At 33.6% G+C, this 26,461-nt stretch carries 24 protein-coding genes; 5 read left to right on the forward strand and 19 right to left on the reverse strand.

Annotated features, from left to right (window positions below; all coding sequences use genetic code 11):
- Positions 1-8: 8 nt before the first annotated feature.
- The 11 genes from mraY to H3U96_RS04540 form a co-directional block, all read right to left on the reverse strand.
- The gene (gene mraY, locus H3U96_RS04490) at positions 9-1,091 is read right to left on the reverse strand and encodes a phospho-N-acetylmuramoyl-pentapeptide-transferase (RefSeq protein ID WP_065578128.1); all 1,083 of its coding nucleotides are present in this window, start codon (positions 1,089-1,091) and stop codon (positions 9-11) included.
- 4 nt (positions 1,092-1,095) lie between these two features.
- Positions 1,096-2,460: a UDP-N-acetylmuramoyl-tripeptide--D-alanyl-D-alanine ligase gene (gene murF / locus H3U96_RS04495; protein WP_198195734.1), complete on the reverse strand. Its 1,365-nt coding sequence runs from the start codon at positions 2,458-2,460 to the stop codon at positions 1,096-1,098.
- On the reverse strand, positions 2,457-4,004 hold the full coding sequence (gene murE, locus H3U96_RS04500) for a UDP-N-acetylmuramoyl-L-alanyl-D-glutamate--2,6-diaminopimelate ligase (RefSeq protein WP_198195736.1): 1,548 nt from the start codon (positions 4,002-4,004) through the stop codon (positions 2,457-2,459). The genes murF and murE overlap by 4 nt, the downstream gene beginning before the upstream one ends.
- A 13-nt stretch (positions 4,005-4,017) precedes the next feature.
- Complete coding sequence (gene ftsI, locus H3U96_RS04505; RefSeq protein ID WP_034901166.1) at positions 4,018-5,796, reverse strand: peptidoglycan glycosyltransferase FtsI; 1,779 nt, start codon at positions 5,794-5,796, stop codon at positions 4,018-4,020.
- The gene (ftsL, locus tag H3U96_RS04510; protein WP_065578131.1) at positions 5,796-6,176 is read right to left on the reverse strand and encodes a cell division protein FtsL; all 381 of its coding nucleotides are present in this window, start codon (positions 6,174-6,176) and stop codon (positions 5,796-5,798) included. The genes ftsI and ftsL overlap by 1 nt, the downstream gene beginning before the upstream one ends.
- Positions 6,169-7,104 carry a 16S rRNA (cytosine(1402)-N(4))-methyltransferase RsmH gene (gene rsmH, locus H3U96_RS04515; protein ID WP_065614421.1) on the reverse strand — a complete coding sequence of 312 codons (936 nt, stop codon included), beginning with the start codon at positions 7,102-7,104 and terminating at the stop codon, positions 6,169-6,171. Before rsmH ends, ftsL begins: the two co-directional genes overlap by 8 nt.
- Before the next feature lie 15 nt (positions 7,105-7,119).
- Positions 7,120-7,566, reverse strand: coding sequence for a division/cell wall cluster transcriptional repressor MraZ (mraZ, locus tag H3U96_RS04520; RefSeq protein ID WP_065578133.1), 447 nt, complete (start codon positions 7,564-7,566; stop codon positions 7,120-7,122).
- A 394-nt stretch (positions 7,567-7,960) separates the two neighbouring features.
- Positions 7,961-8,659 carry a 6-phosphogluconolactonase gene (gene pgl / locus H3U96_RS04525; RefSeq protein WP_198195738.1) on the reverse strand — a complete coding sequence of 233 codons (699 nt, stop codon included), beginning with the start codon at positions 8,657-8,659 and terminating at the stop codon, positions 7,961-7,963.
- A 13-nt stretch (positions 8,660-8,672) separates the two neighbouring features.
- A complete protein-coding gene (zwf, locus tag H3U96_RS04530; RefSeq protein ID WP_198195740.1) occupies positions 8,673-10,133 on the reverse strand; it encodes a glucose-6-phosphate dehydrogenase in 1,461 nt (486 codons plus the stop codon).
- A gap of 191 nt (positions 10,134-10,324) precedes the next feature.
- Positions 10,325-10,609: a 50S ribosomal protein L25 gene (gene rplY / locus H3U96_RS04535; RefSeq protein ID WP_034901157.1), complete on the reverse strand. Its 285-nt coding sequence runs from the start codon at positions 10,607-10,609 to the stop codon at positions 10,325-10,327.
- 186 nt (positions 10,610-10,795) lie between these two features.
- Positions 10,796-11,668 (reverse strand): D-hexose-6-phosphate mutarotase, encoded by an 873-nt coding sequence (locus H3U96_RS04540; protein ID WP_198195742.1) that lies wholly within the window; start codon positions 11,666-11,668, stop codon positions 10,796-10,798.
- A 187-nt stretch (positions 11,669-11,855) separates the two neighbouring features.
- On the opposite strand from H3U96_RS04540, the gene hemW reads away from it, so the two are divergent.
- Positions 11,856-12,989 (forward strand): radical SAM family heme chaperone HemW, encoded by a 1,134-nt coding sequence (gene hemW / locus H3U96_RS04545; RefSeq protein WP_198195744.1) that lies wholly within the window; start codon positions 11,856-11,858, stop codon positions 12,987-12,989.
- 229 nt (positions 12,990-13,218) lie between these two features.
- On the opposite strand, the gene H3U96_RS04550 is transcribed toward hemW, so the two are convergent.
- Together H3U96_RS04550 and H3U96_RS04555 are read right to left on the reverse strand one after the other, a co-directional pair.
- The gene (locus tag H3U96_RS04550; RefSeq protein WP_034901154.1) at positions 13,219-14,187 is read right to left on the reverse strand and encodes a sugar kinase; all 969 of its coding nucleotides are present in this window, start codon (positions 14,185-14,187) and stop codon (positions 13,219-13,221) included.
- Positions 14,188-14,192: 5 nt separating this feature from the next.
- The gene (locus H3U96_RS04555) at positions 14,193-15,011 is read right to left on the reverse strand and encodes a DeoR/GlpR family DNA-binding transcription regulator (RefSeq protein ID WP_065578138.1); all 819 of its coding nucleotides are present in this window, start codon (positions 15,009-15,011) and stop codon (positions 14,193-14,195) included.
- 335 nt (positions 15,012-15,346) lie between these two features.
- On the opposite strand from H3U96_RS04555, the gene H3U96_RS04560 reads away from it, so the two are divergent.
- The 4 genes from H3U96_RS04560 (at position 15,347) to H3U96_RS04575 (ending at position 19,067) form a co-directional block, all read left to right on the forward strand.
- Positions 15,347-16,201, forward strand: a complete 855-nt coding sequence (locus H3U96_RS04560) for a tagatose bisphosphate family class II aldolase (protein ID WP_034901151.1) — start codon at positions 15,347-15,349, stop codon at positions 16,199-16,201.
- Between the two features lie 10 nt (positions 16,202-16,211).
- Positions 16,212-17,132 (forward strand): 1-phosphofructokinase family hexose kinase, encoded by a 921-nt coding sequence (locus tag H3U96_RS04565; RefSeq protein WP_065651613.1) that lies wholly within the window; start codon positions 16,212-16,214, stop codon positions 17,130-17,132.
- Between the two features lie 19 nt (positions 17,133-17,151).
- Positions 17,152-18,561 carry a PTS fructose transporter subunit IIC gene (locus tag H3U96_RS04570; protein WP_198195747.1) on the forward strand — a complete coding sequence of 470 codons (1,410 nt, stop codon included), beginning with the start codon at positions 17,152-17,154 and terminating at the stop codon, positions 18,559-18,561.
- 68 nt (positions 18,562-18,629) lie between these two features.
- On the forward strand, positions 18,630-19,067 hold the full coding sequence (locus H3U96_RS04575) for a PTS sugar transporter subunit IIA (protein ID WP_065651614.1): 438 nt from the start codon (positions 18,630-18,632) through the stop codon (positions 19,065-19,067).
- Positions 19,068-19,185: 118 nt separating this feature from the next.
- On the opposite strand, the gene H3U96_RS04580 is transcribed toward H3U96_RS04575, so the two are convergent.
- The 6 genes from H3U96_RS04580 to thrA form a co-directional block, all read right to left on the reverse strand.
- Positions 19,186-19,635 carry a hypothetical protein gene (locus H3U96_RS04580; protein ID WP_198195749.1) on the reverse strand — a complete coding sequence of 150 codons (450 nt, stop codon included), beginning with the start codon at positions 19,633-19,635 and terminating at the stop codon, positions 19,186-19,188.
- A 76-nt stretch (positions 19,636-19,711) separates the two neighbouring features.
- The gene (gene ribD, locus H3U96_RS04585) at positions 19,712-20,815 is read right to left on the reverse strand and encodes a bifunctional diaminohydroxyphosphoribosylaminopyrimidine deaminase/5-amino-6-(5-phosphoribosylamino)uracil reductase RibD (protein WP_198195751.1); all 1,104 of its coding nucleotides are present in this window, start codon (positions 20,813-20,815) and stop codon (positions 19,712-19,714) included.
- Between the two features lie 20 nt (positions 20,816-20,835).
- On the reverse strand, positions 20,836-21,288 hold the full coding sequence (gene nrdR / locus H3U96_RS04590; protein ID WP_034901142.1) for a transcriptional regulator NrdR: 453 nt from the start codon (positions 21,286-21,288) through the stop codon (positions 20,836-20,838).
- Positions 21,289-21,450: 162 nt separating this feature from the next.
- The gene (thrC, locus tag H3U96_RS04595) at positions 21,451-22,740 is read right to left on the reverse strand and encodes a threonine synthase (protein ID WP_198195754.1); all 1,290 of its coding nucleotides are present in this window, start codon (positions 22,738-22,740) and stop codon (positions 21,451-21,453) included.
- A gap of 77 nt (positions 22,741-22,817) precedes the next feature.
- Positions 22,818-23,756, reverse strand: coding sequence for a homoserine kinase (gene thrB / locus H3U96_RS04600; RefSeq protein WP_065578144.1), 939 nt, complete (start codon positions 23,754-23,756; stop codon positions 22,818-22,820).
- Positions 23,757-26,213, reverse strand: a complete 2,457-nt coding sequence (thrA, locus tag H3U96_RS04605) for a bifunctional aspartate kinase/homoserine dehydrogenase I (protein WP_086360226.1) — start codon at positions 26,211-26,213, stop codon at positions 23,757-23,759.
- Positions 26,214-26,461: the final 248 nt, after the last annotated feature.

Below are 26,461 nucleotides of genomic sequence, written 5' to 3' on the forward strand. Positions count from 1 at the left end.
AATATTATTTAGCGTAATTTCAAAGTTAATAAACCAATTACCACTAACATCAGTGAAATAATCCAAAACCGAACAATAACTCTTGGTTCTGGCCAACCTTTTAATTCATAGTGATGATGAATTGGTGCCATTCGAAAAATTCGTTTACCTCTTAATTTAAAGGATCCTACTTGTAAAATTACAGATAAGGTTTCAATAACAAAAATACCACCCATAACTAACAATAAGAACTCTTGTCTGAGTAAAACAGAAATAATCCCAAACACACCACCTAAAGCTAATGAACCAACATCGCCCATAAAGACCATTGCCGGATAAGTGTTAAACCATAAAAAACCAAGACCAGCACCAATAATAGCTGTACAAACGATCATTAATTCGCCACTAAATTTAATATATGGAATATGTAAATAAGCAGCAAAATTAACATTACCAGTTGCCCAAGAAACAAGTGCAAAACCAGCAGCAACAAAAACTGTTGGCATAATTGCCAATCCATCGAGACCATCAGTTAAATTCACTGCATTACCAGCACCAACTATGACGACATAAGTCAATAAGATAAACCACAATCCTAATTGCGGCATAACATCTTTAAAGAATGGTACAACTAGTACTGTAACAGAACTATCTTTTCCATAAGCATAAAGACCAAAAGCAACAATTAATGCAATAACTGACTGCCAAAAATATTTCCATCGAGCAATTAGACCCGCTGTATTTTTACGTATAACTTTTAAATAATCATCTGCAAAGCCAACAATACCATAACCAAGTAATACAAATAATGTTACCCAAACATAAGGATTTCGCAGATCAGCCCATAAAAATACTGAAATTGAAATGGAGGCCAATATAAGCGTTCCCCCCATTGTTGGTGTTCCTTTTTTACTTAAATGAGATTCCGGACCATCATTACGGATAACTTGACCAATCTGCAATTTTTGCAACCAATCAATGACTTTTTGCCCCATAATTAGCGAAATGGTCAATGAAGTTAATAGCGCTAAAATAGCCCTTACCGTAAGATAAGAAATAACATTAAAGAAAGTAAAATATTTAACTAAATATTCTGATATCCACACCAACATAATTTTAATCCTGACCTATTTTTGTTTGAATTTCCACGATAAGATCTTCCATTTTTGCACTACGTGATCCTTTGACTAGCATAGTTAAAGTTGGATGTAGACGTAGTAAGTTTAATAAATAATCTACAGCACATTGTTTATCAATAAAATGATGGCCAACACCACTTAATTGACTGATTAATTCACTTAACTGGCCGACACTAACAACACAATCAATATTTTGTTGTTTAGCTAACTCGCCGATTTGTTGATGATAAATGTTTGCATCGTTACCCAATTCAGCCATATCACCAACGACTAATACTTTATATCCGGGCTGTGTTGCTAAAACCTGAATAGCAGCAGACATTGAGCCTACGTTAGCATTATAAGAATCATCCCAAATTAACTGCGTTTGATTTAATCTAACAGGATATAATCGCCCTTTTACCGATTTTGACGCAGCTAAACCTTTTTTAACCTGTGTTAACGTTGCTCCTACAGATATTGCTAAAGCAGATGAAGCTATGGCATTTGATATATTATGCTCACCAACTAATGGTAAGGTAATTTCACTATCACCAATTGGTGTATGTAATGTGAAAGTAGTCTGATCCATAATTTCAATATTACTAGCATAAAAATCAGCAGCTGAATTATGTATCGAAAAGGTCCAGACAGTTTTATTTTTGAGCATAGCTAACCATTTATCAGAACAACTTTCCAAATTAATAATTGCAATTCCGTTATCAGCTAATCCTTCAAAAATTTCACCTTTAGCTGTTGCTACACCCTCAAGAGAACCAAATCCCTCAATATGCGCCAAAGCTATATTATTAATTAGCGCACTGTTTGGTTTAACTAAGCGTGTAGTATAAGCAATTTCACCAATATGATTGGCACCTAATTCAACAACTGCAAATTGGTCTTGCTTCTTTAATCGTAGTAATGTTAGTGGCACACCTATATCATTATTAAAATTACCTTGAGTATAAAGAGTCTCACCACATTGTTGTAAAATATTAGCAGTCATTTCTTTGACGGAGGTTTTGCCCGATGAACCAGTCAACGCAACAAATTTTGCTGTACTTTGATCTCTTACAAATTCAGCTAGTTGACCTAATGCTATATAAGTATCATTGACCACTATTTGAGGAATATCATTATCGATTTTACGATTTACAATTACCGCAATAGCACCATCGTCAATTGCTTGTTTAGCAAATAAATGACCATCAAATTTTTCACCGACCAATGCAATAAATAATGATTGATCAGTAATTTTACGTGAATCAGTACAAATTTCCCTAATAGTCAATTCTTCATCTGGAATATAATAAGATGTTCCATTGACGATTGTGGCAATTTGTTTAATAACTAAAGGAATCATGATAGATTCTCTACTCCTAAAATCTGTTTTACCGTTTCTTGATCTGAATAATGATGTTTAGTTTTACCAATAATTTGGTAATCTTCATGTCCTTTTCCAGCAATTAAGATCACATCATCAGCTTTAGCCTGAGCAAGCGTTTCTCGGATAGCTGTAACTCTATCAGTAATAACTTGTGTATTTTTAATATTGCTTAAACCTTGCTCTATATCATGAATAATTTTAGCTTCATCTTCAGTTCGGGGATTATCATTTGTTAATACAATTTTATCAGCAAATTGTTCCGCGACTTCAGCCATTAAAGGTCTTTTACCGGTATCTCTATCGCCACCACAACCAAAAATCACCCATAATTGGCCTTTGCAATGAATACGACTTGCTTGTAATGCTTTTTGTAATGCATCTGGGGTATGTGCATAATCAATAATGACTGTTGGACTATTTTTTACATGTATCACTTCCATACGACCACAGATCGGCTTAAGATATGATGCCATATTAACAACAGCAAAAAATGGATAATCAAGAGTCAACAAGGTTGCAATTGCTAACAATACATTTGATACATTAAATTCACCTAATAATCGGCTGTGAATAATAGCATTACCCCAACTCGATTCCATATGAATTTTGGCCCCTTTATCATGATATTCAATCATTGATACGCCAACATAAGGCTTATCCAATGTTTTTAAACGGCGCAATGATTTAGGTTGACATGACACAACCGTAACACTTGATAATTTGTCAATCCAACGCCGTCCGTATTCATCATCATAATTAATAATTGATTTACCTGAACTAGCAACTTGCTTTTCGTGTTCATCACCGCTGAATAATGACCATTTTGCTTTAGCATATTTATTCATGGTTTTATGATAATCAAGGTGATCACGACTTAAATTAGTAAACACTGTTGCCGCACAATTTAATGCTTTTACTCGATTCATCGCTAAACCATGGGACGAAATTTCCATAGCGACAACTTGAACTTGTTGCGTGACAAATTCGGCTAAAGCTGATTGAACTTCAATAGCCGATAAAGTCGTATTTAATGAAGGCTCAAGTTGATTATAAATACCATTACCTATCGTACCCAATAATGCGGCTTTTTTATTTAACAAAGTTACACATTGTGCGATAAGCTGAGTTACCGTTGTTTTACCATTAGTTCCAGTTACACCAATAACCGATAAATTTTTAGATGGTGAAAAATAAAAATCGTCTGCAATTTTTGATAATTTTTGAGAAAGCTGAAATATACTAATTTGTGGAATAACTTTCTTATTTTTTTGTTTAAGATAATCAATTTTCAAATCATTTGATTTTCTATTTGTTTCAATTAGAACTACAGCGGCACCAGATGAGATAGCTTGCGGAATAAAATCCCGACCATTAACGGTATACCCTTTAATAGCAATAAAAACATCATCTTTATTTACTTTTCGACTATCAATTATCAAATGATTAAGTGAGAAATCATCTAGTTCTAGATCACTCCCACCTAATAATTTATATAACGTTTTAAATGTGTTAGTTGCCATTATTTGTTACCTACTAATATACGATCATTTGGCCATCTACTTGGCGGTCTGGTTTAACGTTCATTGTTCTAAGAACACCACCCATAATTCGACTAAAAACAGGCGCTGAAACGGATCCCCCGTAATATTGTCCTGCTTTTGGATTATCAATTACCACAACTAGTGAATATTTTGGCCCTGTTGCCGGTGCAATACCTGCGGTATAAGCTAAATACTGGTTGACATATCGACCACCAGCTAGTTTTTTAGCTGTACCCGTTTTAACACCGACACTATATCCAGGAACTGAGGCTTTAGTTCCGCCACCGGTTACTGCCACAGCTTCCATCAATTGCACTACAGTTTTAGCTATTTTTTCACTTACAACCCGTTTACCTTCTACGGGTTCTGTCACTTTTAATATTGAAACCGGTCGATAAACACCATAACTACCTATAGTTGCATAAGCTCGAGCTAATTGTAATGGGGTAACACTTAAGCCATAACCAAAAGAAAAAGTTGCACGCTCTATATCCGCCCATTTTCTTGTTCTATCGGCAGCAATAGAACCACTAACTTCACCGCCTAAACCAAGTTCTGTTGGTTGGCCTAAGCCAAAACGACTATAAAACTCAACAAGATCACCTGATTGCATTTGCAGTGCTAATTTACTTACCCCTACATTACTGGATTTTTCCAAAATACCAGCTAAATTCAGTGCTTTTTGATAAGAAACATCTTTTATTTCATAGCGGTTAACTAAAAATGGTCTAGTATCTATGATAGTGTTCAAATCAGCTATTTTCTTTTCTAATGCAGCCATAACAACTAAAGGTTTAACTGTTGAACCTGGCTCGAATGCATCTGTTATGGCTCGATTTCGTAACAAATTATAATCAATTGAAGAACGATTATTTGGATTATAGGATGGACTAGTTGCCATCGCTAAAATCTCACCAGTATGAACATCGATCAAAACAGCTGTACCACTATCAGCCTTATTAAATGTAACGGCTTGACTAAGCTCGCTATAAACGAGCGACTGTAAACGCTCATCAATACTTAACGTTAAATCAGAAGCAATTTCACTTTCGGTTCTTTCTAGCTCCTCAATAACACGACCAACTCTATCTCGTCTTACTACACGTTGTCCTGATTCACCAATAAGCCATTTATTAAAACTTTTTTCGATACCTTCAGAACCTTTTTCTGTACCGTTTTCATCGGTATCTGTTAAGCCAATTAATTGGGCGATATTTTCTGCTGCAGGGTAATAACGTTTTGAAGTCTTAGCAAACGATATTCCTGGTAATTTCAATTTTTTTAAATAATCCGATATAGTTGGTGTAATTTGTTTAGATAAATAAACAAAACGCATCGATGGATTACTCAATTTTTGTTCTAATGTCGACATTGGAATATTTAACGTTTTCGCTAATCCTTGCCAACGAATATCATTGGCATCAACCCCACCTTTCTGCACAACTATTTTCGGATCAGCCCAAACATCATACATTGGAACGCTAACGGCCAGTGCTCTGCCATTACGATCAGTAATCATCGCTCTCGGCGCACTCATTTCTTGATGACGAATGGAACGTTTATTGGCTTCAGCAATAAGTTTATCGGGTTCAATTATTTGTAAAATAGCCAATCTAATCAACAAACCAATAATGGCTAAAATAATAAAACCATATACTAGGTAGAATCGATTAAGCGTAAAAACTTGCTTTTTACTGTTTAATTTATTCCCTTTATTCGATTTCGTAGTAAGTCTTACGTTATCTTTTTTATTTTTATTGGCAAACTTCATTATTTACTCTTTATCACAATAACGGTTTCATTTTGAGGTGTAACATACGACATACTTAATTGATTTTTAGCTTTTTCTTCAATCCGTTTTGGATCTGCAAGCACGTTTTCTTCAATAACTAAATTACGCCATTCACTTTCTAATACATCTTGTTCAAGTAGTAATTGTTCACGTTCAAATAATTGTTTACGTACCTGCTGTGTTGTTATCAATATAGCACCAGCTGAGATAATAATAAGTAACAATAACAATAATGAAATCTTTTGATGACCAAGCAAATCATTAAGGATTAATCCAAATAAACTTTTGCTTGGTCTTTTTTGATTGTGTATTTCTACACTAGTTCTGTTATAAATTTCATTGTTTTGGTTACTATTCATTTTTCCTTTCTGCTATCCTTAATATCGCGCTACGTGAACGCGGGTTACCATATATTTCATCATTACTTGGCTTAATTTTGCCAAGTGATTTTAATTTAGCATTACCATATTGTTTAATTTGTTGTTCTGTTAATGGTAACCCTGCAGGTAAATCTGGACCTTTACTCTGTTTATTAATAAATTGTTTTACGATTCTATCTTCTAAGGAATGAAAACTAATCACAGCAAGTCTTCCTTGATTAGCCAGTATTGACAAGCTGCTATTTAATGCTTGTTCAACTTCCTCAAGTTCACTATTTATGTAAATCCTAATAGCTTGAAATGAGCGTGTTGCTGGATGTTTATTTTTATCTTTCTTCGGAGTTACTTTTTCAATTAAACTCGCTAACTCTAAGGTACGAGTGATTGGTGCTACCTTATTTTGCTCGACAATTGCCCGCGCGATACGTTTAGCAAATTTTTCCTCACCAAAAGTTTTTAATACCCATGCAATATCATTTTCATCACTATTTAGTAACCACTCACTTGCAGTTATACCTTTATGATTATTCATCCGCATATCAAGTGGTCCATCTTTCATAAAAGAAAATCCTCTTTCAGGATCATCTAATTGAGGTGATGACACACCTAAATCTAACAAAAAACCATCAACGCAGCCTAGGAACCCTAATTCATTAATATATTGATATACATTAGAAAATTCACCTCTAACAAAAGTAAATCTAGGATCATTTATCTGACATGCTGCTTGCTCAGCCCTATCATCACGGTCAATTGCTATTAGTTTTCCTTTGTCACCTAATTGTTCGAGGATCAAACGAGAATGACCACCACGGCCAAAAGTCCCATCAACATAAATACCGTTTTTTTTTAAATTCAATGCTTCTACAGCTTCATTTAATAAAACTGTTTTATGTTGATAATCCATTGTTATTTACTCTTATTAAATTGTTAGATTTTTTAAATTATCTGATAAGTTTTCAATATCTGTTGGTAACGCAGCAATATCATCACTAATTTGTTGATACCATATTCCTTCATCCCAAATTTCAAATTTATTAGATTGGCCGACAAACATAGTATGTTTTTCTAGTTTTGCATAAGTACGTAAAGTTGGTGGTAGTAAAATACGTCCAGCATTATCTAAATTACATTCCGTTGCATAACCTAATAGTAGCCTTTTAATTCTTCTTTCTACTTCAACAATAGTCGACAATGTTGACAGTTGAAATTCAATTTTTTGCCATTCAGACATTGAATAGAGCGTTAAACAAGGATGATACAAACCAATGGTACAAACTAAACCGTCAGACAAAAAATCACGATAACGAGTAGGAATTGCTATTCGCCCTTTACTATCTAAATTGATTGAAATTGCACCACTAAACATGAAAGCACCATAATTAACAATTTTTATTGTTTTTAATTTATAAAAAAATCAATATGTTAATTAAAATCCTATTTTTCACCACTTTACCCCACTTTTTACCACAAAAGTTAATAAAATAATAGATGTTTAATTAATTTATTTCTACCAATGTAAAAAATGTCTATAACTGCTAGTAACTGCTAGTAAATACTAACAACTGGAATAAAGTAATAAAAAATATTAAAAGGTACTATGAATGTAGTTCTTAAATACTAAACGTTATGTTTTCTAATAAAAAATGCTGTTGATCAGAGCATTATAAATATAAAAGATAAATGATTTTTGGTAACAATAGATTTTAGTACCAGACTGAAAATTAGAATATTGCCAGTCAGAACTGGCAATCTTGATTTAGTTAAGAAGCAGTCCAAAAACCAATAACATTAACTTTGTTTTGCTGCAAAACTGCACGAATAGGCATTTGATTAATATCGTCGCCTTGTTCTGCTTGCTCAAGTACTTGCATTTTACTTTCACCAACTAAATGTAAATAGATATTTTCACTATCTAAAATAGTAGGTAATGTTAAGGTAATACGATCAAGTGGAGCGGTTAATGGTGTCATACCGATAACTTTGCGACCGGATTTCATATCTAACCCCGCCATTAAATTAGCTGCGCCAGGGAAAAGCGAGGCAGTATGTCCATCTTCACCCATTCCCAAAATTAACACATCAAATGGCATCGGAATTTTATTTAATATTTTATCGGTAATTTCTGCACCGTCGAATGGATTATCACAATTATTTTTCAAGCCGACAAAATTAGCTAATTTAGCCTTATTTTGTAGTAAATAAGTTAATACTAACTTCTCATTACTCGCATCATCAGTATCATTTACCCATCGATCATCAACTAATGTAATAAAAACCTTATGCCAATCTAAATCTTGTTGGCTTAGTAATTTAAATAGTGGTATAGGTGTTTTTCCACCGGATACGGCGATAGAGGCATGTCCTTTTTTTTCAATAGCCTTTTTTAGTTCTTTAACAATATGGGCAGCTAAATCTTCAATCAATAATTGATTGTTTGAGTATTTATTTAATGTAAACATTTTCGCATTTCCTCTATTCAAACTCATGCCATGAATGACCATCTTTAGTGATCAAAGCCACTGAAGCGACAGGTCCCCAAGTACCTGCAGGATAGGTTTTTGGTAATTCATTATCTAACTTCCAAGCACTAATAATTGAATCAACCCATTTCCATGCTGCTTCAACTTCATCACGGTGAACAAATAAAGCTTGTCTGCCACGCATCACTTCTAATAATAAACGCTCATAAGCATCAGCACTATGTTGATGAAATGTTTCTCTAAAACTTAAGTCTAGCTTAGTAGTTTGTAAATTATGAGTACTATCTAAGCCAGGAACTTTATTTAAAATTTCAATGTCCATACCTTCATCTGGCTGTAAACGGATAGTTAGTTTATTTTGTGGCAATTCTGAATAAGATTCGCTAAATAAATTAAGCGGTAAAGATTTAAAATAAACCACAACTTCAGAACATTTGCTTGGTAAGCGTTTACCCGTTCTTAAATAGAAAGGAACCCCTGCCCAACGCCAATTATCTATATCCACACGAATAGCAACAAATGTTTCCGTATTACTTTGCTTATTAGCACCATCTTCTTCTAAATAACCAGGCACATTAATACCATTAACAAATCCAGCCGTATATTGGCCTCTAACTACTTTTTCACGAATATTAGCTTTATTAATTGGACGTAATGCATTCAGTACTGCAATCTTTTCTCTACGTAAACTATCGTCGTCAAGATTTGCCGGTGGCGACATTGCAATCATAGTAAGAATTTGTAATAAATGATTTTGCACCATATCTCGCATTTGCCCAGCTTTATCAAAATAACCCCAACGCCCCTCAATTCCAACTTGTTCGGCAACAGTTATTTCAACATGATCGATTGAATTTCTATCCCAAAATGCAGCAAACACAGGGTTAGCAAAGCGTAATGCAAGTAAATTTAAAACTGACTCTTTGCCTAAATAATGATCAATACGATAAACTTGTGACTCACTAAAAAATTTTGCAACTGAATCATTAATTTCTTTCGATGATTGTAAATCAAAACCTAATGGCTTTTCCATGACAATTCGACTTTGAGATTGGTTCAAACCTGCAGCTGCTAAGCCTTGACAGATAGTCCCAAATGCATTCGGATGCATAGCAAAATAAAAAATAGCAGGATGCGATTTTTCAAGTTTATTTTTCAAAGAATCAAACCCTGATATATCATTAACATCTAATTTATGAAAGTTTAGACGCTGACTAAGTCGTTGCCAAACACTTTCATCTAAAGGCTCGGACATAAATGAGGTCAACGCATCTTTAGCTACTTCAGCATAAGCCTTTTGATCCCAATCAGCACGGCCTACACCTAGAATTTTTGTCTGTTTTGGTAACTTTCCATATTTTTCTAATTGATATAGAGACGGTAAAAGTTTACGCCTCGTTAAATCCCCTTTAGCGCCAAAAATAACTAAATCGCAAGCTGGGATATCAGACATGAAGTTCTCCTAAAATGGTGTCATCTACAATTTATTTTATTATGTTTGATTACCAGTATACATCAAGTTAATAGAATAAATCATAATAATAGGTATTTGTCTTTTTTAGACTCAAATAAAAAAATAAAAGGTCACCTATATGGTGACCTTTTATCTAAAAATATGTTGAATAATACTTCAACAATCAGCAATTATGCACGTACAAAATCCATATGAACTAATTTTGGTTTAAATGGATGACGTTGTACTGCTTGTACTTTAACTTTAACTGCTTTACCATCAATTTCAATAGTTAATACTTCAGAATAAAATTCTGGTTTTTCTTGCATATTGAACACTTGGTTGTGATCTAACACGATAGAAACTGCAGGTTCTGTTCCACCATAGACAATAGCCGGGAACTGACCAGCGTGACGCAGGCGGCGGCTCGCACCCTTACCATGCTCTTTTCTTACTTCAGCTTTAAATGTAAACATATTGATTTCTCTTATTTATTCAAAATAAAAACCAATTACAGGCGACCCAGTAGTTGGTTATAAAATTAGTGCTCTAAAAAGCGCTAGGGATTATAAAGTGTTATGTTAGTAAACGCAATCAAATAATCAACTCTACAAAGATAAAGTCACATATTGATTGCATTTATAATAAGCAAAATATAATGCTTAAATCACTTCAATCTTAAACCCATATACTGATTTTTGTATTGTCGATAATTTTAACGGTTTATTAATACGACAGGTCTCAACGCATACCATAGATTGATATTCTTGATCAGCGAAATCAGCCATTGCTTTGGCCTTATCTATCCAAGGATTCCAAGTAACGACATCACTTGCATTAGTATTAGTTAATTTTATGGTTCGTTTTCCATCAAAAATGGTGATTGCTTCATCAGCATTAGTATAAACACGATCAACTTCTTGATTAAAGGTTAGTTGTCCTAAAATAGCCGGTTTATTTTCAACTGGTAAGCGATCTTGATATAAATCCCCTAAACCTTTAACAGTAACATTATCAATATTATTAATACCAAAATAAGTATGTAATGCACTTGTTGCTTCAAAATCTCCTTGGCAAGATAATGTCACTTCACAAGTTTGTCCCACATGAATGGTTAACCATGCCTGAAAAGGTTTTGTGAAAAAACGTTCTGTCTGTTGGTTATTGGTTAATGATAAAGTTAAATCCACACCATTATTGTCTTCTTTACAAGAATCTAATTGCCATTCAACTAAACGAGCAAAACCATGCATAGGATCACCCAATTTACCAAACCATGGCCAACAAATTGGCACGCCACCTCTAATTGCCATTTCTTTTTTAAAATTTGCTTTTTGACTCAACCAAATAACGGGTGTCGTTTCTGTTGAAGGTTGCCAAAATAGTAAATGAGCACCTTGTAACGATACTGCTGCTGAACATGTTGGATGTTTAATCACTAAGACAGGTAATTCACCAAATATATTTTGATGGACTGATAAACTCAATGACGAACCGGTAGCATAACTATCTAAAATCTGCTTAATAATACTCATTTTTACTCCTAACTATTTAATTTGCTTGGCGAATACTGCCTATAATCTAGATCTAATTGTACGCATATTACTCGAATTATAAAAACGGAATACAGACAATAAAAGCTTTTTTTACTAAATTGGAGTAATATAGCCAGCTATTTCTTATCAGTTACTTACGCTTTGTAAAAAATTTGAGGAAAGGCATATGTTTCACTATAAAATTCCACTGAGTTTATATATACATATGCCATGGTGCGTGCAAAAATGTCCATATTGCGATTTTAATTCACACAAAATGAAGAATGCGCCGGATTACTCTGCATATATTGATCATTTAATTAATGATTTAAAACAAGATGTATTGCTTACTCATGATCGTTCCATTCATTCAATTTTCATCGGCGGTGGAACCCCAAGCCTTTTTTCTGCTGAATTAATTAATAAATTGTTGGTAAGTATAAACAAAATAATACCAATTAATCATAATGCAGAAATTACTATCGAAGCAAATCCTAATTCCGTTGATGTAGAAAGATTTAAAGGATATCAGCAAGCTGGTATTAACCGAATATCGATCGGTGTACAAAGCTTTCAATATGATAAACTTCTAAAGTTAGGGCGAGTTCATAATCCACAGGAAGCAATAGATGCCGGAAAATTAGCCCATGATTTAAACTTAAAAAGCTTTAATTTAGACTTAATGCATGGCTTGCCAAATCAAACAATTCAGGATGCATTGCATGATCTTAAACAGGCAATTGCAATCGCTCCACCACATCTATCTTGGTATCAACTAACAATTGAGCCGAATACTTTATTTGGTTCTAAACCTCCTGTTTTACCTGATGATGATATGCTCTGGGATATTTATCAACAAGGCCACCAATTGCTAACTAACCATGGATATCAACAATATGAAACATCGGCTTATGCAAAACCAAATTATCAATGCCAACATAATTTAAATTATTGGCGATTCGGCGATTATATCGGTATTGGTTGTGGTGCTCATGGCAAACTAACACAAAATGACGGTACCATTATTCGGACGGTAAAAACAAAACACCCGCAGGGATATATGCAAGGACGTTATTTAGAGCGATCTTATACTGTAGCTAAAGATGAATTAGCCTTTGAATTTTTTATGAATAGATTCAGACTATTTGAACCAACACCTAAAATGGAGTTTGAGCAAAGAACATTTTTACCTATACAATCTATTGAACAATCGATTTCACTTGCTATCAAAAAGAATTATTTAATTGAAGATGAAAAAAACTGGCAAATAACAGACCATGGCAAATTATTCTTAAATTCATTGCTAGAAATTTTCTTATAACAAAATTAATTAAAATAAGATAACAATTTTTATTTACTCTAAATTAACAAAAAAAATACTAACTATTTAAACAAACATATAGAGATCTTTACTTACATTTTTTTAAAAAAAGAGCATACTAGATTCGACAATGCATTTATTTCATTGTTTTCCTATTCCTTATGTTTTCCCAATAACAATGTTATTGGGATTTTTTTGTAATAAGGAAAATTAAGTTTTCATTACCTCGTTAAACAGTTGTATGTTGTGATAAAAACTGTTTGATTTCGACAAGTGAAGATGTTCCTTCCATCGGCCCTTGTTTTGATACAGCCAATGCACCACTCACATTAGCAAATTGCAATGCAGTTTCAACAGGATATCCGGCTAATAATAAACTGACAAATGTTGCACCAAAACAATCACCAGCTCCTGTTGGGTCGACTGGATTGACATTAAAACCATCAACATGAATCATTTTTAAGCTTTTTTGTTCATCTAAACCATAATAATTGGCACCTTTAGCACCTCCTTTTACAACAATATGCTTAATACCATTGTTTAATAAAGTTGACATAGTTTGTTGTTCACTCTCATCATTATTTTGAGCAAAATAACAAACCTCATTTTCGCTAGGTAAGAAAATATCGGTATACTCCATAATATAACCAAAAGATTGCTCCATTTCTTGAATGTTAAACATCTCTTTACGTAAATTAGGATCAAACGAAATTGTTCCTCCTTTATTTTTAATGATATCTAATGCTTTTCTCATGGCATCAATGGCTCGAAAAGAGTAAAGCGAAGAGCCCATAACATGCAAATGAGTACAATCTTTTAACAATTTTTCATCAATATGATTAAAAGATAATAAACCACATGCACTATTGGGAATATTAAAAATGAAATCTCTATCACTATGGTCTTGATAACTAACAAACGCACTACCAGTATTAGCCATACTATGTGAAGTTATACCGTCAATAATCACACCATCTTTTTTAAGCCGATTAATACACATTTTTCCAAAGCTATCTTTTCCCACACAGCTAAAAAAAATGACAGGAAAACCTAATTTAGCGACTTGATCGGCAAATATTGCTGGAGCACCACTTGGATAAGGACCAATAAATTCACCTGTTTGATCAAAGCGTTGATTACTTTCCTTTGCCAAAAATTCAACCAGCAATTCACCTACAGTACAAATTTTAAATTCCATCTTAGTTATGTCCCCAATAGATTATGATAAGTCATACAATATTTATTAATTGCAATTTGTTTAAAATTAGAATTTAACAATTGGTGATGATATTCAGTCACCGCTGCTTTAGATAAAATTGTGACATCTATATGTTTTAATTTACCAATACTATGATTATCCGTAAGCAAAGATCTTTCTAATAAAAGACCAATAGTATGTTTAGAGTTTTTTAAGATTTGTTGATATGTTTCTTTTTGTTCACTATTTTCAATAATTAGATCATTATTTTCATCAATTGCTGCCAATTCGATAATGAAATGGGAAATGGCGTAGTTATTGCGAATACTGATTAGGTCATTACAGTTTTTAATAATATTTCCTTCACATAAAACGCCACCAATTAAAATGACTTCTGCATCAGAAAATTCACGTACTAATTGTGCATTTCTTAGGTCATTCATGATAATACGTAACGATTTTTTTTTATGCAAAAAAGGGATTAGTTTCCGAGTTAAAAAACCATGTCCTAAAAAAATAGTATCACCATCATTAATATAGCTTAAACAAGCTTTTGCTAAATCAATATCAGAATTGCCTTTGGATTGACTTGAATTAATTGTAGCAGAATTATGCACTTGCCCTTCTGGAGAAATATAAATAGCGCCGCCAAATGAACGTTTTAAATATCCTTGTTGCTCAAGGTAAGTTAAATCTTGTCGGATAGTAACATGAGAAACCTTTAACTGATCAGACAACTCATCAACTTTTACTTCACCATTTTGGCGTACAATTTTTGCGATATCTAATCGACGTTTCAATAGCGCTGAAGATGCTTTAGCCAATTTTCACTTCCTATGTTAATGGTAAATACTTTGTACAAGACACATAAAACAGGTCATATAAATATTTAGTAACGAACCATAACTATTTCAAACTGTAACTATATAATTTTCATATATATGATCCGTTATTTCTTATTCTAGGTTAGGAAAAAATTTTTGACAAAAAAAATACTCAATTACATTTCTTATTCAGCGACAAAAGTTAGTATTTGTGATCCATCTCACAAAATTTACACTAGTATAACTTTCATTTTGCAATCATAATTGATAAAAAATAATTCCAATTTGAAAGTAACTTAAGGTTATGAGGTTCACTACAGTTAAGGAGCAGTAAAATGAGTATTATCTCAAGTCATAATATGTTAAAAAAAGCCCAAAAAGAGCAGTATGCTATTCCCGCCTTTAATATTCATAATTTAGAGACAATGCAAGTAATTGTTGAAACCGTGGCAGAATGTCAATCTCCTGTCATTTTGGCTGGTACACCAGGAACATATAGCTATGCAGGAACTGAAAATATCATTGCTATTGCCAATGAATTATCAAGAAAACATAATGTTCCATTAGCAGTACACTTAGATCACCATGAAGAATTCAATGATATAACTAACAAAATTAATGCTGGTGTTAGATCAGTAATGATTGACGGTTCACACTTTCCTTTCGATGAAAATATTGCCCTCGTAAAACGTGTTGTTGATTATGCTCACAGATATGACGTAAGTGTTGAAGCAGAACTTGGCCGCCTTGGTGGTGTTGAAGATGATTTGGTTGTCGATGCTAAAGATGCATTATATACAAATCCACAACAAGCTATAGAATTTGTTAAGAAAACAAATATAGACTCTCTGGCTATTGCGATAGGTACAGCACATGGAATGTATAAATCAGAACCAAAACTTGATTTTGACCGCTTATCCGAAATTCGTTCAGTAGTAGATATACCATTAGTTTTACATGGCGCTTCAGGTGTTCCAGATAAAGATGTTCGTGAATGTATCAAACGTGGTATTTGTAAAGTAAATGTTGCAACTGAATTAAAAATTGCTTTTTCTGATGCCCTAAAACAATATTTTATTGAAAATCCAGATGCTAATGATCCTCGACACTATATGAAACCAGCTAAAGCAGCAATGAAAGAGATTGTCAAAAAAATCATTACAACTTGTGGCTGTGCAGGTAAGTTATAAAGGAAATCATATGATTTACACTTTAACACTTAATACTGCAATTGATATGAATATTCATTGCCAAGGGCTAAAACCCAATTCAGTAAATAGAACACTAGATACAGAATATAGCCCTAACGGTAAAGCAGTTAATGTTTCAATTGTATTAAATAAATTTGATAAGCCTACTTGTGCATTAGGCTTTTTTGGTGGTTTTTCGGGAAAATATATTATTGATGAACTAACTAAGATGCAAATTCAAACTATCCCTTGTTTGATCGATGATATTACCAGAATTAATGTTTTTATTAATGATGAACAAAATGAATATAAATTGGTCTCTAAAGGACCTTTTATTCCTGATAACAAAAAAGCTGAAATGCTAACTATTATTGAGTCACTCAACAATAACAGTTATTTAGTTATAAGTGGTAGTTTGCCAAATAACATTGAACCTGATTATTTGGAATTAATTTTAAAAATTTGCATAAGCAAAAATATCAAAATAATTTTAGATATTAGTCATACTAAATTAAAAGATTTATTAATTTATAAACCTTTACTTATCAAACCTAATAATGAAGAGTTAAAAGATATTTTTGGTTTTACAACTGATACAACAGAGCAAATAATTGCAGCATTAGAAAATGTTCATCAGCAAGGAGCACAAAATATTTTACTAACTATGGGTTCAAAAGGACTTTACTTTTCAAACGGGAAAAATATTTGGTTCTGTAATTCAGTATCCATAAAACAATTAAGTTCTGCTTGTGCAGGAGATGCATCGCTAGCTGCATTTCTTAGCGAATGGCTTCCTGCTCAAAACAATTATGAACTAGCCATGAAAAAGGCATCAGCAACTGGTGCCAATGTTGCCGAATCAAATGGTTTAGGATTATTAAACAAAGTTAGTACCTATATCAAACAACTTGAAGTGACTCAAATAAAATAAAATTAAATGGAAAATTGTTATGAAAAAAATACTAGCAGTAACAGGGTGTCCTACTGGTATAGCACATACCTATATGGCAGAAGAAGCATTGAAATCAGCAGCTCAAAAAGCTGGGGTTGAAATTAAAGTAGAAACCAATGGCGCAAGTGGTGTAGAAAACCTAATAACTGATGCAGATATTGCTGATGCAATTGGTGTGATTATTGCGGCTGATAAAGATGTTAATCCTGATCGTTTTAATGGATTACCGGTTATTGAAGTACCTGTAAAAGATGGTATTCATAAAGCGACTATGCTTATTGAAAAAATAAACTCAGGAACAGTACCTATTCGCAAAAAATTAAAAAACAACAGTCACTCATCAGAACTACCAAATCAAAATGAATTAAAAGAATCTGTTGGTCGACAAATATATAAGCATCTTATGAGTGGTGTTTCAAATATGTTACCATTCGTTGTTGCTGGAGGAGTATTAATTGCATTGTCATTTCTATGGGGTATTTATTCCGCAGATCAAAGCAATCCTGAATATAATGAGTTTGCTGCATTACTAATGAAAATTGGTGGCCAAGCTTTCGGTATTATGGTCCCTATTTTTACAGGTTTTTTAGCTTATTCAATAAGTGGGCGACCAGGTATGGTAGCTGGTTTTGTCGGTGGTTTAATTGCTAATATAACTGGTGCAGGTTTTTTAGGTGGTATTATTGCTGGATTCGCTGCTGGTTATTTAATGCTGATTGTTAAAAGACTTTTAGATGGCCTTCCTCGTGCATTTGAAGGACTTAAATCAATTTTCATAATGCCATTAATAGGGGTGTTTGTGATTGGTGCAGGCATGTTTTTACTTGGTGGACCGATTGCTGTTGTTAATAATGGTATGAAAGAATGGTTAGCCTCATTGCAATCTGCTAATCCTATTTTATTAGGAATTGTTATTGGTGCAATGTGCTCTTTCGACTTCGGTGGCCCTATCAATAAAGCTGCTTATGTAACAGGTACAATGCTGTTAGGAGAAGGTAATTACTATTTTATGGCTGGTGTTTCCGCTGCATGTATTGTACCTCCTTTTGTTATTGCCTTTGCAACTACTATTTTCCGAAGTAAAGCATTTACTGAAGAAGAACGTGCTGCTGGCATTGTAAATTATATACTTGGTTCAACTCATATAACCGAAGGCGCTATTCCATTTGCTGCCAAAGATCCATTACACGTTATTCCAATTATGATGTTTTCATCAGCTATTGCCTCAGTATTAACTTTTATTAGTCAAATCCAAGTTCCTGCACCTCATGGAGGATTTTTAGTCCTACCTTTAGTCAATAAACCTTTCATGTGGGTTGGTTGTATTTTTATAGGTGCATTAGTCGGAGCGATTTTATTAGGTTTATGTCGTATACGTGAAAAACGAAAATCGACTGTTGAAAAATAAAAAGTCAATTATTAAATATGGCTAATAAATTGATCTTTTGAATATATATGAATTTTTAAGGTAAATAAATGAGCAATATACAATTAAAAATTGAAGATATATCTATTATAAATGGCGTTTATACTAAACAAGATGCAATAAAAGCGGTATCAGAAAATATGATAAAAGCGGGATTAGTAAAGCCCGATTATACTCAATCGATGTTCGATCGTGATCTGCAAATATCAACTTTTCTGGGTAATGGTATAGCAATTCCTCATGGAACTACCGATAAACGTGATAGTGTTATACAAACAGGATTAAAAGTTATCTATTACCCTGATGGTATAAATTGGGATGAAGATAATAATATTGCCTATGTTGTTATTGGTATAGCGGCAAAAAGTAATGAACACTTAGATATTTTGCGTCAATTAACAAGAGCAGTTATTGCTGAAGATACAATAAAGCGAATTCAATCCGTTAAAAAACCAGAAGAACTATTAACAATCCTTCAAGGAAATTAATATTATCATCCCATGAGAAGAAATGATATTGTAAACTCATGGGATTTTTATCTTCATCTTATAAACGATGGAACAATTAAATCAGTAAACAGAGTTAGTTTTTAAACTACACAGAATATTAGGTATTAAAACTTTCCAAACGATTATTGATAATTGTTTTATTATTAACCATTTCAAATGAGATTAAAATGCCTTCCCAAGTAATACCTAAAACAATTAACATGCCTTCAAAATCATAATAATAAAGTATATGATCTTTATAGAGACCGTCTTTAAATTTATAATTATGATTAAATTCATCAGTTAATTCAAACGGGTGACCAATCTTAAAATCAAAACCAAGGTAACTTAAAATTTGATTAGCTTTATCAATTAAAAAAGTGTTATCCATAACTTCTTGAATTGATAATACTTCAACATGATCTAAAATATAAAAAAATTCAATTTGATAACCACCTTTTAGTATTCCTTGGACATCAGCATAACTGAAATCTTCAATAGTCTGATATTGATCTGAACTAAAAAAATCATCAATATTGAGCATACTAAATTTTGTTTTATCATACATATCAATTAAATCGCTTTTCTATTTTCCGTTTGATCTTATTCAAACTAGATAATTCAACTATCGCCAAGATTGAAGTTTATTTTCTTTTTAAGATAATCCTTAAATCATCACCCACAGTAACCACCGATTCAAATTGAAATTGGGGCGCTAAAGATAATTTTGTAAGATTAGGTAAAACACATAAGTCTTTGGCATTATGCCCTAGCAATTTAGGAGCATAATATATGATTAATTCATCAACCAGATCTTGTTCAATTAGTGCACCGGCTAAATGAGATCCAGCTTCAACCCATACAGAATTCATTTGTTGCTTAGCTAATATGGATAATAACTTTGATAAATCAACTTGATGATTATTTGATGATTCAATGATAAGTTTACTATTTGAAGATAATATTGGCAGATTTTGCTTGCGAACAATCCAAATTTCACCAGATTGATCGAAAATATTTTCATTACCCATCATTTGATTTTGACTATCGATTATCACTCGTACTGGTTGGCGAACTTCATCGAAAGGATAAATTTTTTTAATTGAATCAGGCAATTCACTAAATCTAACAGTTAAACTGGCATTATCAGCCTGAACTGTTTTCCTTGTGCTTAATATACAACTAGCTTGTGCTCTATATTGTTGAACATCTTGTCTTGCTAATGCAGATGTAATCCATTTACTTTCACCGGAGGCCATAGCAATTTTACCATCCAATGAAGCCGCCATTTTAAGTTGAACGTATGGCAGACCTGTTCGCATACGTTTTAAAAAACCTTTATTAATCGCTTCGGCTTGTTCGGTTAAAACGCCAACTTGAACTTCAATTCCAGCATCTTTTAATCGTTTAATGCCATTACCAGCAACGTTAGGATTAGGATCTTGCATAGCAATAATTACCCGCTTTATGCCAGCTTGAATAAGAGCGTCAGCACAAGGTGGAGTTCGGCCAAAATGACTGCAAGGTTCTAATGTTACATAAGCCGTTGCCCCTTTTGCTTGGTCACCAGCCATTCTTAATGCATAAACTTCGGCATGAGGTTGCCCGGCTTTTTGATGATAACCTTTGCCAATGATCTGATTATTTTTAACAATAACACAACCAACATTAGGATTAGGTGTAGTGGTAAATCGACCAAGTTTAGCAAGTTCAATAGCTTGCTGCATATAATATAGATCTTTATCCATAGCTATCTTTTAAATTAAGATTATTTTTGTTGCAATTTGGCAATTTCATTACTGAATTGTTCAATATCATCAAAACTGAAATAAACAGAAGCAAAGCGTATGTAAGCAACTTTATCAAGATTTCTAAGCTCTTCAATTACAAAATCACCAATTAATTTTGCCTGCACTTCACGTTCGCCAGTAGCTCTAAGTTTTGATTTAATACGCGTAATAGCATCTTCAATTGCATCAAAACTAACCGGACGTTTTTCAAGAGCTCGTTTTATACCATTACGAAGTTTTTCTTCATTAAAAGGTTCTCGAACCTTATTACTTTTAATAACATTAGGCATAATTAATTCAGCCACTTCAAAGGTTGTGAAACGTTCATTACATTCCACACATTGTCGACGACGACGAACTTGAAAACCTTCACCAACTAATCGAGAATCAATAACCTTTGTATCATCAGCATTACAAAACGGACAGTGCATAAATATATCCTGAAAACGTTTAACCTACATTACAATAGCTGAAATTATTATTTTAAACAAGATTTAAGCTAAGTAATATAAGTTACTGCATACTATTTCTAACTGCAGTATACTCAAATGAATGTTAGATTTCCGCCACTTATTTAGTGACGGAAAATTGATTTACCATGTTAATGAGATTAAAAAATCGCGTAATTTTGCAAAATCATCTGGCATATAATGAGACAGCAACGGCATTTCAGCCCTTTCAGCTAATGCAGGTGGTAATGGAATGGATCGACCAAGAATATCCTCTACCACTTCTTTAAACTTGGCTGGATGAGCTGTTCCTAAAAATAAACCATACTCCCCTTCTTGCAATTGATCGCGTAAAGCTCGATAAGCAATAGCTCCATGAGGCTCAGATAAATAACCCTTTTTATCCAATTGTTGAACGGTTTGTACAGAAACCTTATCAGAAACAGCTGCATGACCTAATGATTTTAATACCCAACCTTCTCGTTGATAAATTTCCTCAATTCTTGGCCAATTATTAGGCTGACTTACATCCATAGCATTAGATAATGTAGCTACAGTTTTATGAGGTTCCCACTTACCTGTTTCTAAATAACGAGGAACAGTGTCGTTGGCATTAGTTGCAGCAATAAAACGTTTAATTGGCAATCCCATAGTTTTAGCCAGCAATCCGGCAGTTAAATCACCAAAGTTACCGCTTGGCACAGAAATAACTAATTGTTCTCGTTGTTTTGCTGTCAATTGAGCATAAGCTTCAAAATAATAACAAATTTGCGCTAGAAGCCGACTTATATTAATAGAGTTTGCTGAGTTTAAACCAATAGCAGTTTTTAACTCTTCATCATCAAACGCCTTTTTAACTAATGCTTGGCAGGCATCAAAATCACTTTGAATAGCAATGGTGTGAATATTATCACCTAAAGTACAAAATAGTTTTTCTTGTAACGGGCTAATTTTACCTTCTGGATATAAAATCACTACGCGAATATTCGGTAAGTGATAAAATGCATGGGCAACAGCTGCACCAGTGTCCCCAGAGGTTGCCGTCAAGATTGTGATTTTTTTATCCGCAGCAACTTGAACTAATGCTTGTGCCATAAAGCGGCCACCAAAATCTTTAAATGCTAATGTTGGACCATGATAGAGTTCAAGTGAACCGATATCATCTTCTACTGATTTGACTGGAGCTGGAAATTGGAAGGCATTTTGTACTAATCGATGCATATCGTTATCACTAATTTCATTACCAATAAAAGCCGATAATATTTTGGCACTTCTAGTAACAAAATCCATAGTTAGCAATGACTCTATTTCTGCATCTGAAAATTTTGGTAATTGCTCTGGGAAAAATAATCCTTGCCCTTTACCTAATCCTTGTTGTACGGCCTGAGCAAAACTAACTTGTTCAGAATGATCTTTTAAGTTATACAATTTCATAATTTGTTCCAACTATTTTATACTTTAATTGTTTTCTTTTTGATTTAATTTTATTGTTCAATTTAATAACAATTAACTTAAATCACTCTTGCACCTTGTGGATCTATTTTACAAATATGGGTAAAACCATCTTCATTTTGTAGATAAGAGCTTTTTAATAATGACTCTATCTGCTGTGCCGTTTCAAGATTATCCGCCACAACAAACATCGTCGGTCCAGATCCTGATATCCCTGAAGCTAATGCACCAAGTTGTTTTACTTTCTTTTGAGTTTCATCAAAATTAGGTAGTAATTGTTTACGATAAGGTTCAGCAATATTATCAATTAACATTGCCGCAGCAAGTTTAGGTTGTTTAGTATAACAAGCATGCAAAAAACCACCGACATAGCGACCATGAGCGACACAATCAGCTTTTTGGTATTGAGCAGGCAGAATAGCTCTGGCTTCTGCTGTAGAGACTTTAATACCAGGATAGGCCATTACCCAATACCAATTTTCAAAGTGAGGTATCGACTCACTGATAACACCCATTTCATCAAGAATAAGTTGCATACCACCTAAATAACAAGGAGCGACATTATCATAATGGACACTACCAGATATACGCCCTTCTAGCTCTCCCATCATCGAAAGCATTTCAAACTCATTAAATGGTTCATTAAAAAACTTATTTAATGCAACAAAAGCACCAACTACTGAGCAAGCACTTGATCCTAAACCAGAACCAATTGGCATATTTTTTTCAAGAGTTATACTAACAGGCAATGTTTTATCCATAGCCTTACAGAAACGCTGCCAACATTGATAAACAATATTGAATTTTGGGTCTTTTGGCAGTTTTTTGACAAACTGACCTTTGCAAGTAAGGTTAAACTCAGTTGCAGACTCAATAGTAATACAGTCACCTAACATTGCACCACTAATTGGATTGATTGCCGCCCCCAAAATATCAAAACCAACACTAATGTTTGCCATTGATGCAGGAGCATAAACAGTTAATGATTTATGACTCATTTAGCCTCCAATTTTTCCCGATGTGGTTCGTAGAATATCAGCAAAAACACCTGCCGCTGTCACGTCATTACCAGCGCCATAACCACGTAATACTAATGGAATTGGTTGATAATACCTAGTATAAAATGCTAAAGCATTTTCACCATTTTTAACTTTATAAAGTGGATCATCTGTATCTACAGCTTCAATTTTGACGCAACATTGACCACCATCAATACTACCTACATACCGTAATACTTTTCCTTCTTTGGCTGCTTTTTCTGATTTTTCTTTAAATTCAGCATCTAGTTGTGGTAATTTTGACATAAACTCATCGATATTACCTTGAGAATATTCCGCAGGCAGAACTGATTCAACTTTAATTTGATCTAATTCCAGTTGTAATCCTGATTCTCTGGCTAAAATCAACAATTTTCTGGCTACATCTGTCCCTGATAAGTCATCACGAGGATCTGGTTCGGTAAAGCCCTTTTCTTTCGCCAATTTAGTCGCTTCTGATAAAGACATACCTTCATCTAATTTGCCAAAAATAAAAGATAACGATCCAGATAATATGCCGGAAAACTTGATCAGTTCATCACCAGCATTGAGCAGATTTTGTAAATTTTCTATTACAGGTAAACCAGCACCAACATTGGTATCATATTGAAACTTACGTTTACTATTGGCCGCTTCTTGACGTAGACGAAGATAATAAGCCATTGAACTTGTATTGGCTTTCTTATTTGGTGTGACCACATGGAAGCCATTGGCAAGGAAATCAACATATTTATCTGATACATCACTACTTGAAGTACAATCAACTAAAATTGGATTAAGTAATCGATTGTTTTTAGCAAAATCAATAATACTATTTAGAGTATAATCTGTATCACTTTGTTTTATTTGATCACGCCAATTAGCTAAATCAATACCATCACGATTAAGTACAGAATGTTTGGAATTGAATAAACCACAAACCCGTAAATCGATCTGTTTATTTTTAAGCCATTTTTGTTGACGACCAATTTGATCGACCAATGCACCACCAACACCACCAACACCAATAACAAACACATCTAACATTTTGTCTGTACCAAAAAGCATTTGGTGCGTTACACGTACTCCCATTACAGCAACATCATTATCAACCACAACCGAAATTGAACGCTCTGATGAACCTTGTGCAATTGCTACGATGTTAATATTGGCTCGAGCTAATGCAGTAAAGAAGTTAGCTGATAAACCACGTAACGTTCGCATACCATCACCAACAACAGAAATAATTGCCAATTTGTCAATCACTTCTATAGGTTCAAGTAAACCATCTTTTAATTCTAAATAAAATTCATCACTTAATGCCTCTTCAGCACGATATAGTTCGGTTTGAGGAACACAAAAACTAATACTATATTCAGATGATGATTGGGTAATCAGTACCACCGAAATCCCTGCATAAGTCATAGCAGAAAATACTCGAGCAGACATACCTACCATACCTTTTAGCCCTGGCCCTGATACATTAATCATCGCCATATTATTTAAGTTAGTAATACCTTTGACGGGGGTTGAACTGTCAATCACATTAGCGCCAATTAAAGTGCCTGGAGCATCTGGATTATTGGTATTTTTAATTAAGCATGGAATTTGGAATTGGGCGATTGGCAAAATTGTTCTTGGATGAAGCACTTTAGCACCAAAGTAAGATAACTCCATTGCCTCTTGATAAGACATGGTTTTTAATAATTTGGCATCTGGAACAATTCGAGGATCACAGGTATAAACCCCATCCACATCGGTCCAAATTTCACAGCTATTTGCACGTAAACATGCAGCTAAAACTGATGCCGAATAATCAGATCCATTACGGCCAAGAACAACTAATTCACCTTTTTCATTTCCGGCGGTAAAACCTGGCATCAAAATAATATTTTCTGGTGGAATATGCATCTCGCTGATGCGATGGGAAGATTCAACAATATCAACCGTTGATTCTAAATAATCACCTTCGGCAATTAACATTGCTACCGGATTAATTACGGTCACTGCATGACCTTTTGCTTTTAGCACCTCTTGCATGATTGCAATTGAAAGTTTTTCACCTCTGCAAATGATAGTAGCATTAATACTGTCAGGACATTGACCTAATAACCGAATACCTTCTAACAATTGTTTGACATTATTTAACTCATTGAGTGCAAATTTTTTCATCTCTTCATAGGCAAAATTAGGCAGTGCTTGTGATATTCCTGCTAAGAGATCCGCAAAGATTTTTTCTGCATCATAAATATTTGTTTGTATATCTTGTCGTGCTACAGTTTTTTCAACCATTGCGACTAAATGATTGGTAATTTTAGCTGGTGCAGATAAAACTGTTGCTGTTTGTTCTTGTTTAGCATTATTCTCAATAATCTCTGCTACACGCAAAAAGCGTTCTGCGTTAGCAACAGATGTTCCTCCAAATTTTAAAACTTTCATATCACACCTTACTTATTTTTCTAATTTATGCCAATGACAATTCAAAATGCAATTTTTTAGAATCACTTATAAAATCAATATTTTGAATTCTTTTTTTCTGTTATTAATGTTTTTAAATATTTTTTATTTTATAAAACAAAAAACCCGCCTTTTTTGGCGGGTTTTCGATATTTTTAAGGAAAAATCAACCCGCCCTATAATTAATAATAGTGCCGGTGGTGCCAATAATACCTGAAATCATCATCATA

Origin of the sequence: Gilliamella sp. M0364, assembly GCF_016100565.1 — a bacterium.
Lineage (GTDB): Bacteria > Pseudomonadota > Gammaproteobacteria > Enterobacterales > Orbaceae > Gilliamella > Gilliamella apis.